Below are 18,281 nucleotides of genomic sequence, written 5' to 3'. Positions count from 1 at the left end.
TAGCTTCGTTCCGGTCTATCGAACGAACAAATCGGTACCGATAAAATTACTTGTCTCCATCGATCAACATTGTCGCCAGAACCACCGAATTCATTCGAGCAGGATACGGATCAGTAGTCCGCGATCAGCCGATATCATGCGCCCCGGCAAAAAAAGAGCGTAAATCAAGGCGCACCCTCATCGGTCAGGTACGCCTCGCTTCCATGGTGTGTATATAATGCACACCATGGAAAACACCTCCGAATTCGTCCAGTGGCTACGCTCAGTCGCGCCCTACATTCATGCCTTTCGCGGCAAGACCTTTGTCATCGCCTTCCCCGGCGAACTCGTCATGGCGGGCGCGTTGCCCGTGCTGGCGCAAGATTTGTCCCTGTTACACGCTTTAGGCATCAAAATCGTCATTGTGCATGGCTCCCGACCGCAGGTTGAAGAACAGTTAGCCCTGCGCAATGTGGAAACCCGGTTCTCCAATGGCTTGCGGATTACCGACATCGCCGCGTTGGAGTGTGCCAAAGAAGCGGCTGGTGAGTTGCGCCTGGATATTGAAGCCGCGTTCAGCCAAGGCTTGCCGAATACGCCGATGGCACACGCCGCGATTCGGATTATTTCGGGCAATTTTGTCACCGCCCGCCCACTCGGCGTGATTGACGGTGCCGATCTTCAGTTGACGGGTGTAGTACGTAAGATTGCTTACGAAACCATTCATCCCATTTTAAGTGCAGGCAATCTTGTGTTGCTGTCACCTTTGGGCTTTTCACCTACGGGCGAAGCGTTCAATCTGACCATGGAAGACGTGGCCGTTGCTGCGGCAATTTCATTACGCGCAGAGAAACTGATCTTTATCAGCGAAACGCCGCTAATGAAAGACGCTGGCGGAACAGAAATCCGCGAACTATCATCACATCAAGCCCAAGCCGTACTCGATAGCGGTTGCCTGCCGTCCGACTCAGCGTTCTATTTGCAGCACGCCATCAAGTCCTGCAACGCAGGTGTGCCGCGCGCGCATGTGGTTCCCTTTGCGACGGATGGTTCAGCTTTGCTTGAACTATTTACACATGACGGCATTGGTACCATGATTACGTACGAGAATCTGGAAAGCCTGCGCGAAGCGACAATTGAGGACGTCGGCGGCATCCTGAAACTCATTGAACCACTGGAAGCCGACGGCACGCTGGTCAAGCGCGGACGCGAATTGATTGAGCGCGAAATTCATTATTTCTCAGTCATTGATCATGATGGCGTGCTGTTCGGTTGTGCCGCGCTGTATCCGTTTCCCGATGAAAAAATGGGCGAAATGGCGTGCCTGACCGTCAACCCGGAAGTGCAAGCCCAAGGCGATGGCGAAAAAATTCTAAAACACATGGAAAGCCGGGCGCGCTCCGCCGGACTGACCAAATTATTCGTATTGACGACGCGTACCTCACATTGGTTTTTACGCCGCGGTTTTGTGAGTGCGACGGTCGACGACCTGCCAAAAAATCGGCAACACATGTACAACTGGCAACGCAAATCGCTTGTATTAATAAAGCAACTTTGATCAAACACCTTTGATCAACAACTCTGATTAAACAACTCTAAGTAAATAAAGGAATTTTATGGGACGCACTATTCATTGCATCAAACTCGACAAAGAAGCTGAGGGACTGGATTTTCCACCGTATCCGGGCGAACTGGGCAAGCGGATTTTTGAGAGCGTTTCAAAAGAAGCCTGGGCAGGATGGCTGAAACATCAAACCATGCTGGTTAACGAAAATCGCCTGAATCTAGCCGATATACGTGCGCGCAAATATCTTGCCACCCAAATGGAAAATCACTTCTTTGGAAGTGGTGCCGACGCCGCCGTCGGTTATGTACCACCGACCGAATAATCAAACCCAAGTTTCACTTACTTCCGCTACCACCGCCATGCCGATCAAGGGCTGATCTTCGCGAGTGGTAGCGTTATAATTGTCCGCTCACGACGCCGCCGTCATTAGCCTTAGAAACGCAAGACATTCCCAAGAAGCAAATATTTAACGAGCAATAATTAAGGCTGTCCATAGCTGGTTCACTGCAATTTAGTTCACTATCGTCTCCCATAGAAGTTCCACACCCGGCGGCTTGATCGACCCATTAACCTGCCCTGTGTCGCTAACGTCACAAACAGACTGCCCCCTGTTATCCTTCCATCACGCAACCCACTGATCGAAACCGACATGCCTTTAACCCAGCTAAGCCTTCCCATCACCTTCAATGCCGATGCTACTGCAAAGGGCATCATTGCCAGATTGCGTGCCAGCGCGCTGTCCGGGGCCATGACGTTGATGTTAATGTCTGTCTTCATGCTCGCCGATGCACAAACGCCAGCGCCAAACATAACCGCGACTATAGCAGCGCCAGACATCACACACTTTGCCAATATAACCAAAGGTCCTGCGGCTGAAGGCATTACAGAATATCGCTTCAGCAACGGCTTCAAAGTTTTACTCTTACCGGACGATACCAAACCCACCGTTACGGTAAATATGACGTATCTGGTTGGCTCCCGGTTTGAGAACTATGGTGAAACCGGGATGGCGCATTTACTAGAACACATGATGTTTAAGGGAACGCCCAATCATCCTGCAATTCCGAAAGATTTCGGCCAGCGCGGCATGTCGTTTAACGGGACTACTTCACTTGATCGCACCAATTACTATGAATTTTCGCAAGCAAGCGATGACAATTTGAAGTGGGCGATCAATCTGGAAGCAGACCGCATGCTACATTCATTTGTGGCCAAAAAAGATCTCGATAGCGAAATGACAGTGGTCCGCAATGAATTTGAAAAAGGCGAAAACTCACCGGTCAGCGTCTTGTTCAAACGGATGCAGGGTGTCGCCTTTGACTGGCATAGTTATGGCAAACCCACTATCGGTAATCGTAGCGATGTCGAGAACGTCAAGATCGAAAACCTTCAGGCGTTCTATCGTATGTACTACCAGCCCGATAACGCGGTGCTATTAATTTCGGGAAAATTCGATCAGGGTAAGGCGTTGAACTGGGTCAATGAGGCGTTTGGAAAATTGCCTAAGCCGACCCGTAAATTACCGGAATTCTGGACTGTAGAGCCGACCCAGGATGGTGAGCGCAGCTTTGTGATCCGGCGCGAAGGCGATATCCAGATTGTTGCCGTGGCCTATAAGGTCCCCAGTGAACTCCATCCAGACAGCAACGCGATGTCTTTTGCTGCCAGTATATTAGGCGACACACCCAATGGACGGCTGTACAAAGCATTGGTCGAAACCGGCAAGGCCACCTCGGTATTCAACTATGAAATGACCGGTTACGCGCCGGGCTTAATGATTCTTGCAGCGATCGTCAAAAAGAATGAGCCGATCGAGCCGGTGCGTGCAGCGCTGGTCGACGCGGTGGAAAAATTTTCTGCAACGCCGCCAACGCCCGAAGAAATGGATCGGGTAAAGCGCAGCACCGCTAACAGCTACGAGAGCCTGCTCAACGATCCCCAACAACTCGGTATATCCATGTCGAGCGCGATTGCGCTAGGTGACTGGCGTTTACTTTTTCTGGGACGCGATCAAATTAAGCAGGTGACCTCACCCGACGTTGCTAGCGCTGCCGCACGCTATTTCAAACGCGATAATCGTACGGTCGGCATTTTTCAGCCGAACGAAGCGCCGCAGCGCGCCGAGGTTCCCGCAGCGCCGCCTTTAACCGATGTCATGAAAGTTTACAAGCCGCAACAAGGCATGGCGAGCGGCGAGGTTTTTGATCCGTCACAAGCAAATATTGATGCGCGTACGCAGCATATGACTGTTGGCGGCCTGAAGTTGGCGTTATTGCCAAAAAAAACCCGCGGCGAAACTGTCTCAGTCCACCTAAAATTCAACTGGGGAGATGAAAAATCGCTATTCGACAAGAACGCTATCTCTGACATGACCGGCGCCATGTTGCGACGCGGCACTACAACCCTGAATCGCCAGCAACTGGCTGATGCTTTTTCTCAATATAAAATAAATGGCGGCCTGTATCAATTTGAGACCACGCGCACAAATCTGGCTGATGCGATGAAATTGGTCGCCGATGTGTTGAAACATCCGCGCTTTGACCCGGTCGAATTTGAACGTTTGCAGAAGGAAGTTATCGTCGGTCTGGAGAGCACACGTAACAACCCGGGCAGCCGCGCTACTGAGGTGATGTCACAGCATTACAACCTGTATCCGCAAGGAGCCTGGATGTCGGAACCGACCATCGACCAAAGGATCGCCAGCTTCAAGGCAGTCAAACTGGCGGACGTCGTTGCCTTTCACAAAGCATTTTATGGTGCGTCAAACGGCGAAATGGCGATAGTTGGTGACTTTGACACGGTCGCTATTACCAAGGTGGTTCAGGCCGAGTTCGGCGCCTGGAAGAGCACGGTGCCCTACCAGCGCGTGATACGTAAAAACTTTGATGTTGCTCCCTTTGCGGAAATCATCAACACGCCAGATAAGGAAAACGGCATCTATATCGCACGCCTCAATCTCGATATGCGCGATAGCGACCCCGACTATCCTGCTTTACTAGTAGCCAATTATTTGTTTGGCGGCGGCAGTCTTAAATCGCGTTTGGCCGATCGCATCCGTCAAAAGGACGGACTGTCATACACGGTTGGCTCCTCGTTGGGAATCAGTGCGATCAGCCGCGCTGCGACCTTTAACATTCAGGCAATCGCAGCACCGCAAAACCTCGCGCGTGTCGATCTCGGCGTGAAGGAAGAACTGAACCGGGTGCGTAAAGAGGGCTTCACCGCTGAAGAACTGGCACGCGCAAAATCGGGCATGCTGCAAGAAAATATACAGGCCCGCGCCCAAGACGCTGCGGTCAGTGCGGCATGGGTGAAATTGATGGATCTGGACCGCACCTTTGCATGGAGCAAAACGCTGGAAGATAAGATCAGCGCATTGACTTTAGATCAGGTCAACGCCGTGTTCCGCGAGCGGATTGATCCGGCGAAGTTAAGCGTCGTCATTGCGCGCGATGAAGCCAAGGTAAGTAATATTACGGTCGGCGTACCGACGGCTATCAAGCCATAAGCCACGATTGGGATGATTGAGATGATTGAGTAGCCTAATCGAGATTCTGAGCAAGGTCTGAAACAGTATCAGATGTGGCGACTTCTTCAATCTGTATCCATAAAAAATCCTGCAGCTTGTGACGCTGCAGGATTTTTTTGCAACTAAAGGATCAGTTGAGATCGCCCCAGGAACAGAAATTTTTTAACCGTACAGGTTAAAACGTCAGCGTCTTAACGCCGTCCGGCATTCCCAGCAAGCAGACGTTAGCGCCCTGTTTGGCAAACAGACCAACCGATACGACACCGATGATCTGGTTAATATGTGCTTCCATTGCAACCGGATCAACGATTTTGAGGCCATACATATCGATAATGACGCAACCGTTATCGGTGATAAGCGGAATGCCATCCTTAAAGCGCAAACGCGGTTCCCCGCCCAATTTTGCCAACTTGCGCGCAACCACGGCCTGCGCCATCGGAATCACTTCAACCGGCAGCGGAAACTTACCCAGTACATTGACCAGTTTGGAGCCGTCGGCGATACAAATGAATTTATCTGCCACCGATGCGACGATCTTTTCACGCGTCAGTGCAGCGCCACCGCCCTTGATCATCGCGCCTTGCGCATTCACCTCATCCGCGCCGTCAATGTAGACGGGCATGGACAGCACCTGATTCAAATCGAACACTTCAATATCATGGCTACGCAGGCGCGCAGCCGTGGCTTCAGAAGAGGCTACAGCACCCTTGATCAGATGCTTGATTTTAGCCAGTTCATCAATAAAAAAATTTGCAGTTGAGCCGGTGCCAACCCCAACAATGTCGCGTTCCACGACATATTTAATTGCTTCGCGAGCAACAGCTTGTTTCAGTTCGTCCTGCGTCATAGCGGCCATGGCAATCTTCCTGGAAAGGAAATAAAACGCTATTTTAACCAATCATGGGGCCAACCGGTCAATGCTAAGGATTACGTATTATGCAAATTGATGCTTATAGCTCTGATTGTCTGCATGCAATCAAACACTGAGCAAACAATGGAGCGCAGCCTCCTGGCCAGTCGTCCAACCTCTAGACCGACAACATGATCCGATATCCAACCGCCGTTTCGGTGAGTAAATATTGCGGCTGGGCGGGATCATCTTCTAGCTTATGGCGCAGGTGGCCCATATAAATGCGTAGATAATGACCGTTTTCGGAGTGCGATGGCCCCCAGACTTCACGTAATAACTGCGGGTTAGTCACGACCCGCCCGGCGTTGGTCACCAAAACCGTCAGCAATCGGTATTCAGTCGGTGTCAGATGGACCGGTTGCCCGGCCTTTGTGATCAGTCGCGCCTGCTGGTCCAGCGTTACATCCCCAAACCGAATCAGTCCATCCGCACTCGCCAAAGGCAGATGCTGCCGACGCAATGTGGCCCGCACGCGCGCCAGCAATTCACCAACGCCAAACGGCTTGCTCAGATAATCGTCTGCACCGGCATCCAGCGCCTTGATTTTATCGTTTTCACTGACGCGGGCCGACAAGACGATGATTGGCACCTTGGACCATTTTCTGACGTCAAGAATAAAATCGATACCATCCCCATCGGGTAGGCCCAGGTCAAGAATCACCAGATTCGGCTTGCGGGTGCCGGTGTCTATCAAGCCTCTATGGAGCGTGTCGGCCTCATGAATCTGCCAGCCCTCATCTTCTAATGCCGCACGCACAAAGCGCCGGATTTGCGGCTCGTCTTCGACCAAAATCGCTACGGGTTGTGATTGGCTCATGGTGCCTACTCTATAAAGATGGTTCGACCGGATAGTACTCACCATCTTCCGGATCCGGCATGCTTGGCGGTACGCCCAGTGGTAAGGTAAAGGTAAACGCGGCACCGTCTGCAGCGCCATCGGCGGCGGTAATTATGCCGCCGTGGGCCTCGACGATTGCCCTGCAGATCGCCAATCCCAATCCGACGCCCGGTTTGGCTGACTCGCGCTCGCCGCGTGTGAACTTATCAAAGATAGCCTCCTCCATCCCGGCGGGGAGACCGGGGCCATGATCCGCCACGGTGACGGACAAAAGGCGGCCAGTGATCGCTGCGGACAACATGATAGCTGAAGATGCTGGCGAGTATTTAGCCGCGTTTTCCAGCAAATTACACAGGACGCGTTCAATCAGCACGGCGTCAAAGCGCACCAACGGCAGATCATGTGAGACCTGCGTTTCTACCCTGTGGCCCATCAGCGCCAAAGTGCTGGCGCGTAAGGCGCTGCCGACCACCTCCTCAAAAGGTTGCCATTGCAGGTTAAGTTTGACTTCGCCACTTTGGATGCGCGCCATGTCCAGCAAATTGGTCACCAGTGCACTCATGCGCAGCGTCTCTTCGTGCAGCGCGATTGCGAGTCCTTGCTGCGCGCTTTGCAATGGCGGCCTGGTCAGCACCAGCGACTCGGACAAACCGACTAACGCAGTCAGTGGGGTCCGCAAATCATGCGACAACGCGGACAATAATGCATTACGCAATCGTTCCGATTCCATTTTTATTAAGGCATCTTGCGCCACCTCAATATAATGCACGCGCTCTAAAGCAATCGCAGCCAGCGCACCAAAAGTATAGAGTTGCTGCTGCTGCTCCGGGATCAATAGCCAGCGACGACTATGCGGCAATATCGCTAGCACACCGCGTGTGCGCATTGGTGCTACCAACGGCAGATACAGGCAATTACTAGCAGGCAATGTGTCGGTGCCGATACCGGCATTTTTGGCGTTATCGAATGCCCATTGCGCGATGCCGATATCCAGCGATGCATGCAGCGCAGATTCGAGTGCCGCATCCTCGCTGGCCGGCACGTTCTGTGATGGCGCAACTTGCAAGCGCCCCTCCAGGTCCGGCACCAATAATAGCGTTTGGGCATTAAAGGTCCGTTGCAAAAATTTTCTGCTGGTCTCCACTATTTGCTCGGTCTGCAGTGCGCCCGATAGAGCGCGCGAGAACTCAAATAATGCCCGCGAACGTGTCTCCCGATACGACGCAACGCGGGCCTGATACCGCAGGCCAGTAGTCAAATGGGTGATGATCAAACCGACGGCCAACATGACAGCAAACGTCATCAAGTACTGGAAATCACTCACCGCAAACGAAAACCGTGGCGGTACAAAAAAGAAATCGAAGGCCCCAATACTTAACAACGCAATCGTTATCGCGGGTCCGCGTCCAAAGCGCACGGCGATTAACACTTCGGCCAATAAATACAGCATAACGATATTGGCCAGATCAAAGTAAGGCAATATCGGTGTCGCCAATACTGTTACCAGTATCGTCACCGCCACCGCCCAGACATATCCCGATGAGCGCGTCTTCTCCATTAACCGGTGTGGCTTGAGGGGCGACACTTCACTTGCTGAGGAATGTGGCGCGGCGCCGGAAGATCGCTCTTTGCTTTTGGCGCGAATCGAAGGCTGCCCTATTTCAATAAGGTCTATGTCTTTAGCTTGTGCCGCGATTTTGGTGGCAAAATTACCCTGCATTGACCAAAGTGCGCGCCAACGCCATCGTCCGTAATGCTGGCTGCGTCCGACGATAATTTTTGAAATATTATTACTGCGGGCAAATTCGGTGATCACTTCGGTGACATCGTTGCCCGCCAATACGGCTGTCGTAGCGCCCAGATTTTGCGCAAGCTTGAGCGTCTCCAGGATTGCTTCGCGTCGCGCAGAGGACAAACGCTGCAGACGCGGTGTCTCGACGTAGACAGCGCGCCACTCACTATTTAATTGCGTAGCGAGACGTGCGGTACTGCGGATCACATGTTCCGCGTTAATCGTGGGGCCGATGCAAGCTAACAAAGCTGTATCGGTCTGCCAGACGGTATCGATCGATTTTTCGATCCGATATGCCTGCACATCACCTTGCAGCCGGTCGGCGGTGCGACGCAACGCCAACTCACGCAAGGCAATTAAATTGCCTTTACGAAAAAAATTACGGGATGCCCGTTCGGCTTGCGGCAGTTGATAGACCTTGCCCAGTTTCAAGCGCGCTAGCAACTCATCGGCCGGAATGTCGACCTGAACGACTTCATCGGCGGCGTCGAAGACGGTGTCGGGTAGGGTCTCCGCGACGCGGATACCGGTGATGCCGCCCACGACATCGTTTAAGCTTTCCAGATGCTGAACATTGAGCGTCGTGAATACGTCAATACCGGCGCTGAGTAATTCTTCTACGTCTTGCCAGCGTTTGGGGTGGCGTGAACCGGGGGCGTTGGAGTGGGCCAGTTCATCTACTAATATCAGCGATGGTTTGCGAGCTAGTGCGGCGTCCAGATCGAATTCTGGTAATTGTTTGTCGCGATAGGTTAGCTGTTTTAGTGGGAGGATTGGGAGGCCGGTTAGTTGGTTTGCGGTGTCGATGCGGCCGTGGCTTTCTATGACGCCTGCTAGTACTTCCCGTCCTTCGGACTGGAGTTTGTGGGCGGCTGTGAGCATGGCGTAGGTTTTGCCCACGCCAGCTGAGGCGCCGAAGTAAATTCTTAGCTTGCCGCGGGTGGCCTGGAGTTGCTCCGATTGGATGCGGGAGAGGAGTGCGTCGGGGTCGGGGCGGGTATTAGGAGTTTGTTGGGACATTTATGATGTCTTGGTTGTTAGCGGGTTATTTGGTGGTTGTTTAGGGTAGTCTTTTTTTGGCTGATTTTGTGGGAAATTGGTTAACGGTCCTTCGTCAACTTTGCGATTGTTGGTTACTAAGTTGGCTGGTGCTCCGTGGATGCTAGTCGGGGGCGGCCCGACAGCCAGTGTCTTTATTTTGCTTGGCTAGGCGCCCCCCGCAAATAAAGGCACCAAACAAAAGGTGACCGCAAAGGCGTTGCCCTCCCTTTGGTCGGGTCCCCGATTTTTTCGACTATCAGTCGGGTCGGGGTACGTCAACAACAACCGCAACCGCAACCGCCGCAGCCTTGTTAATTGGAGGGTTGATTGCCTTGGCGATTGAGAGCGCGAATAGATTAGTACCTTTCTCTCATTGTTTTAGTCATCAGACGGGAATGGAGCGCCGCCGACGTTGACCCATTTGGTTGGTTTGGTTGGTTTGGTTGGTTTGGTTGGTTTGGTTGGTTTGGTTGGTTTGGTTATTCGATAGCTAAAATGGTTAGTGCTCCGTGGATGCTGGCCGGGAGTGGCCCGGCGGCCAGTTACTTTTTTTTGCTTGGCTAGGCGCCCCCCGCAAATAAAGTAACCAAAAAAAAGGCGACCGCAGACGCGCTGCCCTCCCGTTGGTCGGGTCCCCAATTATTTCGACTATCAGTCGGGTCGAAATACCAACTCGCCTGCGGCTCAAACATGTATTCCGACAATTCCCGACTGACAGCCGAAATAACCGGCATCACCTATGACGGGGCAGGTCAACAACAACCGCAACCGCAGCAGCCTTGCTAATTGGAGGGTTGATTGTCTTGGCGATTGAGAGCCTGAATAGATTAGTGCCTTTCTCTCATTATCGTGGTTACAGTCCTTGACGTTGCCGTTGCTGTTGCTGTTGCCGTTGCTGTTGCGGTTGCGGTTGCCGTTGAAGCGGCCCTTGACCTACCCCGTCATTGGCGCTGCCAAGTGTTTTAGTCATCAGACGGGAATTGTGGGAAAACATGTTTGAGCGAAGCGAGTTGGTTTTTCCACCCGACTGATGACTAAAACGCTTGGGGACCCGTAGGGCAGCGTCTCTGCGGTCGCCTTTTTTTTGGTTACTTATTTTTGGCGAGACAAAAAAAGTAACTGGCTATCGGGCCACCCCCGATCAGCATCCACGGAGTAATAACCATTTTAGCTATCGACATTCACCGCATCGCCGAACATGAAGTAGGCAAATGGCTTGCAATGAACCATACAATCTCAAACATGTATTACGAAAATTCCCGACTGACAACCAAAATAACCGGCATCGCCTATGACGGGATAGGTCAACTGCCACTTCAACGGCAACGGCAACTACAATTCGATGACTTCTTATTGCAGGCGCAATATCGACCAAATTTATGCGTTAATCAATGTTTTTGGTCTAATGCCAGATTAAGTTCCAGTACGTTGATTCTTGGTTCGCCTAAAAATCCCATGCTGCGGGTCTCTTGCTTTGCTTCGATTATGGCGCGGACTGCATCAACGCCCAAGTTACGTTGCCTGGCTACTCTGGCGGCTTGGTAATACGCTGCGGCCAGGCTGATTTCTGGGTCCATGCCGCTGCCTGAGGCTGTTACCAGATCTACCGGGATTGGTAGTTCGTTGGTGGGATCTGCTGCTTTTAAGGCTGCGATGCGGCCTTTTACTGCGTCGATCAGAGCTGGGTTGCTGGGGCCGAAATTAGAACCACCGGATGAGGTGGCGTTATAGGGCATAGGGCTGGTGGCGGACAGGCGGCCCCAGAAATATTGCGGGGCGGAGAACTCTTGGCCTATTAGACTTGAGCCTACGACCTTACTGTTTTGAATGATTAAACTACCGGCGGCTTTGTCTGCAAAAGCGACTTTGCCTATGCCTGTTACTACAAGCGGATAGATGATGCCGCAGATGAGCGTCAGCACGGTGAATAAAACCAATGCAGGACGCAGGATGGGACTCGACTTGACCGACATATCTTGCATACCGGGGACACCAGAGGTAACGGCGGGTGAGGTTTTCATTAATTATTCTCCTAAACCAGATTGAGTGCAGCCAACAACATATCGATCAACTTGATACCGATGAACGGCGCAATGATCCCGCCTAAACCGTAAATCAACAGGTTACGGCGCAATAACGCCGCGGCACCGACAGCGCGATACTTGACGCCTTTTAGGGCCAGCGGAATCAAGGCTACGATGATCAATGCATTAAAGATGACCGCTGACATAATCGCGGATGAGGGGCTTGCCAGATGCATGATGTTGAGCGCTGCAAGTTGCGGATACGTGGTCACGAACGCGGCTGGAATGATGGCGAAATATTTAGCAATATCATTCGCAATCGAAAACGTGGACAACGCACCGCGCGTCATTAACATCTGTTTGCCGATCTCTACGATCTCCAATAACTTGGTTGGATTGGAATCCAGATCGACCATGTTACCGGCCTCTTTGGCCGCCTGCGTGCCGCTGTTCATCGCTACCGCGACGTCAGCCTGCGCTAACGCCGGGGCGTCATTGGTTCCGTCGCCGGTCATCGCTACCATGCGGCCTTCGGACTGATAAGACCGGATGAGTTTGAGCTTATCTTCCGGTGTCGCCTCCGCCAAAAAGTCATCCACGCCAGCTTCTGCAGCAATCGCTGCAGCCGTGAGCCGATTGTCCCCGGTGATCATGACGGTTTTAATGCCCATCTGGCGCAACTCGGCAAAGCGCTCTTTGATACCGCCTTTTACGATATCCTTGAGTTCGACTATACCCATTACAACACCGTTGTCCACCACCACTAACGGCGTACTTCCACGACGAGCGACGTCATCGACACTGCGGGCGACTTCAGCCGGAAAAGGTTGGCCTAGCGATCCGACGTATTTTTTCAACGCTTCCGACGATCCTTTGCGGATCAGACGATCACCAATATCGACGCCGCTCATTCTGGTTTGCGCGGTGAACGGTACAAATATTGCATGAAGCGCGCCCATGTTGCGTTCCCGGATATTAAAGCGCTGCTTGGCCAACACCACGATGCTGCGACCTTCCGGAGTCTCATCTGCCAGCGATGCTAACTGAGCGACATCGGCCAGTTGCTGCTCGGAGATTCCTGGCGCGGGGATGAAAGTGGAAGCCTGACGATTGCCGAGGGTGATGGTGCCGGTTTTGTCCAGCAACAACACGTCAACATCGCCCGCGGCTTCAACGGCGCGACCGGATGTGGCGATCACGTTTGCCTGCATCATGCGGCTCATCCCAGCGACACCGATAGCAGAAAGCAAGCCGCCGATGGTAGTTGGTATCAGACACACGAGCAAAGCGATCAATACCGTAATAGTGATTGGCGTACCGAATTTGGCGGCAGCGACACTAAACAACGAGAACGGCAATAACGTCACCGTGACTAATAAAAATACGATGGTCAACGCCACCAGCAGAATCGTCAAGGCGATTTCGTTCGGTGTTTTTTGACGTTTAGCACCCTCGACCATAGCGATCATACGGTCCAGAAATGCCTCGCCGGGATTAACTGAAACACGCACGACCAACCAATCGGACAGTACGCGCGTACCGCCGGTGACGGCCGAGAAATCGCCGCCGGATTCGCGAATCACCGGTGCCGATTCGCCCGTGATGGCGCTCTCGTCCACCGATGCTACGCCTTCGATTACTTCACCGTCCACCGGAACGACATCCCCGGCCACGATTAACACGACATCACCTTTACGCAATTCACTCGCAGAAACTGGCGACCATTTACTATCGAGGCCATTTTTTGCCGTAGCGTTAAGCAATTTTTTTGCCGAAACAGTCTGTTTTAAAGCTCTTAATGATTCGGCTTGCGCCTTGCTGCGCCCCTCTGCCAACGCCTCAGCAAAGTTGGCAAACAGGACGGTAAACCAGAGCCAGACCGAAATAGAAAGAATGAATCCAGGATTCGCCTCGCCTTTGCCAAACAAGGCTTGAAAAAACAATAACGTGGTGAGAATACTGCCAACGTAGACGACGAACATCACCGGATTACGCAACTGCGTGCGTGGCGTGAGTTTCTGGAACGATGCGACAATTGCAGGACCAAATAGCTTGGAATCAAACAACGTTAATTTACTGCGAGCATTATTGGAAGACATGATGTTCCTTAATATTGATGGGTGACCACTGTGCGGACTACGTCCTGCACACTAATGCGCCAGCACTCCCGGACCCACCATTTGCAGATGCTCAACAATCGGACCTAACGCCAATGACGGTACATAATTTAATACACCCACCAGCACCACGATCCCAATCAGCAACACAACAAATAACGGACCATGCGTGGGCATCGTCCCCGCATTCGGTTCCAGTCTTTTCTTTGCAGCGAGTGAACCGGCAATGGCCAGAATCGCGATAATGATGACAAATCGTCCAAACCACATAGCGATCGCCAGTGCGATGTTGTAGAACGGCGTATTGGCTGACAAGCCGCCAAACGCACTGCCGTTATTATTGGCGGCAGAGCTAAAGGCGTACAAAATTTCCGTGAAGCCGTGCGCGCCGGGATTAAGAATGCCCGCCGTACCCGCGCTCCCCATCACCGCGATAGCTGTGCCGCCAAGGACCAGCAAAGGCACCGCAAGAATCGCAATCGATGTCATCTTCATTTCGAATGACTGGATTTTTTTACCGAGATATTCTGGCGTGCGACCGATCATCAGACCGGCAATAAAGACCGCCATAATCGCAAACACCAGCATGCCGTACAGTCCGGAACCCACACCGCCAAAGACGACCTCGCCCATCTGCATTAAGGCCAGTGGAACCATTCCCCCTAATGCGGTAAAGGAGTCATGCATCGCGTTAACAGCACCGCATGACGCAGCGGTCGTGATGGCAGCAAACAAGGCGGAGGCGCTGATGCCGAACCGGGTCTCTTTGCCTTCCATATTGCCGCCAGATTGCAATAGGCTATGGGCTTGATCAATCCCTAACGCATAGAGGCCGGGGTGAGATTGCTGTTCGGCGATCAAGACCACGACGGTCATGATCACAAAGATGACGGTCATCGCCGCCAGGATTGCCCAACCTTGACGAATATCTCCCACCATGCGGCCAAAAACAAAACACAAAGCGGCGGGAATGAGAAAAATTGATAGCATTTGCATGAAGTTCGACAAAGGCGTCGGATTTTCATAGGGATGTGCGGAATTAGCATTGAAGAAACCGCCGCCGTTGGTGCCGATCATTTTGATCGCCTCTTGCGACGCGACCGGACCCATCGCCAACGTTTGGGTTGGTGTGGTCAACGTCTCCATTACCGGGTTACCGCTACTATCCTTCATCGGTTGGCCGTCCGCGCCCGCTTTTGGCTGCTGATAAGTGACGGCTTGTACCAGTGACACGTCTTTATACGCATCAAAGTTTTGAATCACTCCCTGGCCCATCAAAAATACTGCAAACACCAGCGACAATGGCAACAACAAATACAACGTGGAACGCGTTATATCGCGCCAGAAGTTACCTAGCGATTGCGATGAGTGACGTGAAAACCCGCGAATCAATGCAAATGCCACCGCAATCCCGGTCGCTGCAGAAAAGAAATTTTGCGCCGCCAGCACCAGCATCTGCGTCAGATAGCTCATGGTGCTCTCGCCGCTATACGCTTGCCAATTAGTATTGCTAACGAAGCTCACTGCCGTATTAAACGAAGAATCAGCAGAGACGTTAGCGAAGTGTTGCGGATTTAGTGGCAGCCACGCTTGCACGCGTTGCAACGCATACGTGGCGAGAGCGCCGATCGTATTGAAAACCAATAGCGCGAGCGCATAGCTCTTCCACGTCATCTCGTCGCCAGGCTGCATGCCCGCCAGGCGATATAGGCCCTGCTCAAAACGGACTAACCAGCCAAAACCGGGCATTGGGGCATCGCCCGCGATCCGGACGATCAATTTAGCCAACGGATAACTGAGTGCCAGCAGGACGACCAAAAACGCTACGAGTAGCAACACTGATTGGGAAGTCATCAAAAGTCCTCCGCGTTCAACAACGCCAAAATCAAATACACCAACAGCGCAATCGTAACGACCGCCCCAAGAACGTAGAACGGGTTCATTTTCGATCCTCCAGCTTTTTACATCCCACCGCCAGCGCCCATGTCACGCCAAAAAATACCATGATCGCGGCGATGAATAGTCCGTCCATTAGCAAATTCATTATTGCCCTCATACACATTGTTTCGATGATGACAGGCTATCGGGAACGTTCTAAAAACGGTATAAAGACTCTGGCGGAGGGTGTAAACAAAGTGTAAAAATGCGGATAAAAATCCTATCGCACGATCGAATTACCTGGGCCATGACCTAAATATGCTGCCCTAAGCAGGAACGTTGGAGTAAAGCGACGTCTGCGGTACACTTCTTGCGTTGCCGCCATCGCTACGAGACTATTTATGCATTACGCCCTGGATTTGCGGACATTTATTTTCAGTCATTATTTTTATACCGGCCTGCGGATTGCTACCGGCGTAGTCGGCTTGACCTTGCTAGTGTTGCCTTTCACCGATTTGCCAACCGCAATGACGGTGTGTATCGGGGCGCTGTCGACTAGTCTGATGGACTTGCCCAGCACCTTGCGGCACAAATTCAACGAGATGCTTTCGAGCGTTTTGCTCTGCACGATAGTGACGTTGGTTATCAGCCTGTGCGCCCCGTTACAATGGCTGCTGAGTATCATGCTGGTGTTGGTCACATTTTTGGCCAGCATGATGGTGGTGTACGGTAAAAAGGCGATGCCACTGCAGTTTGCGGCGCTGTTCGCCATGACGTTGTCGATGGGAAACACGGTTTCTATCGGTGGCGCGTTTCTGCATACCGGCGTGTTCTTCGGCGGCGGTATGGTGTATCTCGGCTACTCAATGGTTGTATCGTGGTTTTTGCGGCAGCGTATTAAACAACAGATTCTGGCGGAGGCGTTATTCGAGCTGGCACGCTATCTGGACATCAAGGCCGACTTTTACGATATGCACGTAGAGTTGGACAATCAATTCAATCGGCTAGTGCGTCAGCAAATTGTACTGGCCGACAAACAACAGGCATCACGCGACCTGATTTTGCGCGGTAAAAAAAGCCAGCAAAATGCGATTTTGGTGCAAGTACATTTCGGCATGTTCGATCTCTATGAACATATATTATCGACGCACACAGATTATATAGAGGTGCGCAACAACTTTGCCGATGCCGAAATCCTTACCTACTTCCGCGACCTGATCAACAAGGCTGCCAAGGACATTGAAACCATCGCTTACGCCGTTACACGTAAACGCGCGTCCTTCCCCACCATCAGCTACAAGGCCGAATTCCGTGCAGTGGAAGTCGAGCTACAGCAACTCCAGCAGGACAGTCTGGCCGGTAAAATACCGGAAGTAGCCATGGACCTGATCCGTGTTACCTATAACAAGATATGCGACACCATTGACATGATCGGTGAACTGCATCGCGCCACGCAAGGCACGCAGGGCGAGTTGCCCGATATGCTGGGCGCAGACATGACACCGTTTCTCACCCAGCAAAAGTATCAGTTAGGCGTACTGATCGCTAATTTACGCTGGCAGTCACCGGTATTTCGTTTTGCATTGCGGGTGGCAATGGCGATTACGGTTGGTCTGCTAGTTGCAGAGCATTTGCCCTATACGTCTCATGGCTATTGGATCGTGCTCACCATAGCGATCATTCTGAAGCCCAGTTTTAGCCAGACCAAACAGCGCCGCAGCGACCGTCTGCTGGGCACCCTGATTGGCTGCGTAGCGACCGCGCTGATACTGCATTTTGTGCATGAGCCGGTAGCGCTTCTTGGCTTTATGTTTATCGCCACCGTCGCCGCACCCGCGTTCATCTACGTCAAATATCGCTATACCGCGATTGCCGCCAGTATGCAGATACTGCTGCAAATCAACCTGGTGATTCCTAGCAGTGGTCACGTCATCGGAGAACGTTTGTTTGATACCATTATTGGCGCCGTCATCGCCACCGCGTTTAGCTTTGTGCTTCCAAGTTGGGAGTATCGGACACTGCCCCAACTGGTGCGCCGCGTGCTCACCAGCAACAAGGGCTATCTTACTGCGGCCAACAATATGTTGCAGGCAAAAACCAAGGACGATTTTATTTATCGAGTCTCGCGCAAACGTTTTCTCGATAGTATTGCCGATCTGGTGTCGACGCTGGTCAGAATGCTGGATGAGCCCGCCAGCAAACATCGTGCAGTTGAAGAATTGAATCAATTTATCGTACAAAACTATCTGGTCATGGCACATATCGCCGCCATGCGTTTGCTACTCAAACGCAATCAGGATGATTTACCACGGCCAGAAGTGAACGCGCTGCTGGAATTAGCGACCTCGCATGTTTGCCTGTCATTAAGCATCGCAGAACAAGTCCTGACGCCAAAAAGTATGCCTGCGTCGCGTGCTGATGAGACAGTCGCCGAGGCGGTCAACATTACCGCCGAAACTACGTTATGGAAAGGTTGGTGGCCGCTTCAGCGACGCGTGGAATTGCTGTATCAGGACGCCGACAAAATCTCTTTACGGAGTGCAGATATTGGCCGGATATTGGGCAGAGGCTGATTCCAAAAATTAATCAGCAAACGCCCGATTGGT

At 52.2% G+C, this 18,281-nt stretch carries 11 protein-coding genes; 4 read left to right on the top strand and 7 right to left on the bottom strand.

Features of this window, described 5'->3' with window-relative positions; genetic code table 11:
• The first annotated feature begins 226 nt into the window (after positions 1–226).
• The 3 genes from argA (at position 227) to HAV38_RS09925 (ending at position 5,054) form a co-directional block, all read left to right on the top strand.
• Positions 227–1,537: an amino-acid N-acetyltransferase gene (gene argA, locus HAV38_RS09935; protein WP_168055537.1), complete on the top strand. Its 1,311-nt coding sequence runs from the start codon at positions 227–229 to the stop codon at positions 1,535–1,537.
• Between the two features lie 58 nt (positions 1,538–1,595).
• Positions 1,596–1,868 carry an oxidative damage protection protein gene (locus HAV38_RS09930; protein WP_168054932.1) on the top strand — a complete coding sequence of 91 codons (273 nt, stop codon included), beginning with the start codon at positions 1,596–1,598 and terminating at the stop codon, positions 1,866–1,868.
• 426 nt (positions 1,869–2,294) lie between these two features.
• Complete coding sequence (locus HAV38_RS09925) at positions 2,295–5,054, top strand: M16 family metallopeptidase (protein ID WP_168055536.1); 2,760 nt, start codon at positions 2,295–2,297, stop codon at positions 5,052–5,054.
• Between the two features lie 196 nt (positions 5,055–5,250).
• Here the strand turns inward: HAV38_RS09925 and rpiA are convergent, their stop codons facing one another.
• The 7 genes from rpiA to kdpF form a co-directional block, all read right to left on the bottom strand.
• Positions 5,251–5,922 (bottom strand): ribose-5-phosphate isomerase RpiA, encoded by a 672-nt coding sequence (gene rpiA / locus HAV38_RS09920; protein ID WP_168055535.1) that lies wholly within the window; start codon positions 5,920–5,922, stop codon positions 5,251–5,253.
• A 181-nt stretch (positions 5,923–6,103) separates the two neighbouring features.
• Positions 6,104–6,802, bottom strand: a complete 699-nt coding sequence (gene kdpE / locus HAV38_RS09915) for a two-component system response regulator KdpE (protein ID WP_168054930.1) — start codon at positions 6,800–6,802, stop codon at positions 6,104–6,106.
• A 10-nt stretch (positions 6,803–6,812) separates the two neighbouring features.
• Positions 6,813–9,635: a DUF4118 domain-containing protein gene (locus HAV38_RS09910; protein WP_168054928.1), complete on the bottom strand. Its 2,823-nt coding sequence runs from the start codon at positions 9,633–9,635 to the stop codon at positions 6,813–6,815.
• Between the two features lie 1,409 nt (positions 9,636–11,044).
• Complete coding sequence (kdpC, locus tag HAV38_RS09905; RefSeq protein ID WP_184013396.1) at positions 11,045–11,629, bottom strand: potassium-transporting ATPase subunit KdpC; 585 nt, start codon at positions 11,627–11,629, stop codon at positions 11,045–11,047.
• Positions 11,630–11,688: 59 nt separating this feature from the next.
• Positions 11,689–13,779 carry a potassium-transporting ATPase subunit KdpB gene (kdpB, locus tag HAV38_RS09900; RefSeq protein WP_168054926.1) on the bottom strand — a complete coding sequence of 697 codons (2,091 nt, stop codon included), beginning with the start codon at positions 13,777–13,779 and terminating at the stop codon, positions 11,689–11,691.
• A gap of 51 nt (positions 13,780–13,830) precedes the next feature.
• A complete protein-coding gene (gene kdpA / locus HAV38_RS09895) occupies positions 13,831–15,651 on the bottom strand; it encodes a potassium-transporting ATPase subunit KdpA (protein ID WP_168054924.1) in 1,821 nt (606 codons plus the stop codon).
• A complete protein-coding gene (kdpF, locus tag HAV38_RS09890; RefSeq protein ID WP_168054922.1) occupies positions 15,651–15,740 on the bottom strand; it encodes a K(+)-transporting ATPase subunit F in 90 nt (29 codons plus the stop codon). Before kdpF ends, kdpA begins: the two co-directional genes overlap by 1 nt.
• 336 nt (positions 15,741–16,076) lie before the next feature.
• Between kdpF and HAV38_RS09885 the strand changes: the two genes are divergently transcribed.
• Complete coding sequence (locus HAV38_RS09885) at positions 16,077–18,248, top strand: FUSC family membrane protein (protein ID WP_168054920.1); 2,172 nt, start codon at positions 16,077–16,079, stop codon at positions 18,246–18,248.
• Positions 18,249–18,281 lie beyond the last annotated feature (33 nt).

This window comes from Glaciimonas immobilis (assembly GCF_011947285.1).
Taxonomy (GTDB): Bacteria; Pseudomonadota; Gammaproteobacteria; order Burkholderiales; family Burkholderiaceae_D; genus Glaciimonas; species Glaciimonas immobilis.
This window is presented reverse-complemented; position numbering and strand designations above follow the sequence as displayed.

Bases quoted from the DNA above. Each gene is read 5' to 3' on its own strand.
- argA (WP_168055537.1), top strand. From the start codon at position 227: ATGGAAAACACCTCCGAATTCGTCCAGTGGCTACGCTCAGTCGCGCCC.
- HAV38_RS09930 (WP_168054932.1), top strand. From the start codon at position 1,596: ATGGGACGCACTATTCATTGCATCAAACTCGACAAAGAAGCTGAGGGA.
- HAV38_RS09925 (WP_168055536.1), top strand. From the start codon at position 2,295: ATGACGTTGATGTTAATGTCTGTCTTCATGCTCGCCGATGCACAAACG.
- rpiA (WP_168055535.1), bottom strand. From the start codon at position 5,922: ATGACGCAGGACGAACTGAAACAAGCTGTTGCTCGCGAAGCAATTAAA.
- kdpE (WP_168054930.1), bottom strand. From the start codon at position 6,802: ATGAGCCAATCACAACCCGTAGCGATTTTGGTCGAAGACGAGCCGCAA.
- HAV38_RS09910 (WP_168054928.1), bottom strand. From the start codon at position 9,635: ATGTCCCAACAAACTCCTAATACCCGCCCCGACCCCGACGCACTCCTC.
- kdpC (WP_184013396.1), bottom strand. From the start codon at position 11,629: ATGTCGGTCAAGTCGAGTCCCATCCTGCGTCCTGCATTGGTTTTATTC.
- kdpB (WP_168054926.1), bottom strand. From the start codon at position 13,779: ATGTCTTCCAATAATGCTCGCAGTAAATTAACGTTGTTTGATTCCAAG.
- kdpA (WP_168054924.1), bottom strand. From the start codon at position 15,651: ATGACTTCCCAATCAGTGTTGCTACTCGTAGCGTTTTTGGTCGTCCTG.
- kdpF (WP_168054922.1), bottom strand. From the start codon at position 15,740: ATGAACCCGTTCTACGTTCTTGGGGCGGTCGTTACGATTGCGCTGTTG.
- HAV38_RS09885 (WP_168054920.1), top strand. From the start codon at position 16,077: ATGCATTACGCCCTGGATTTGCGGACATTTATTTTCAGTCATTATTTT.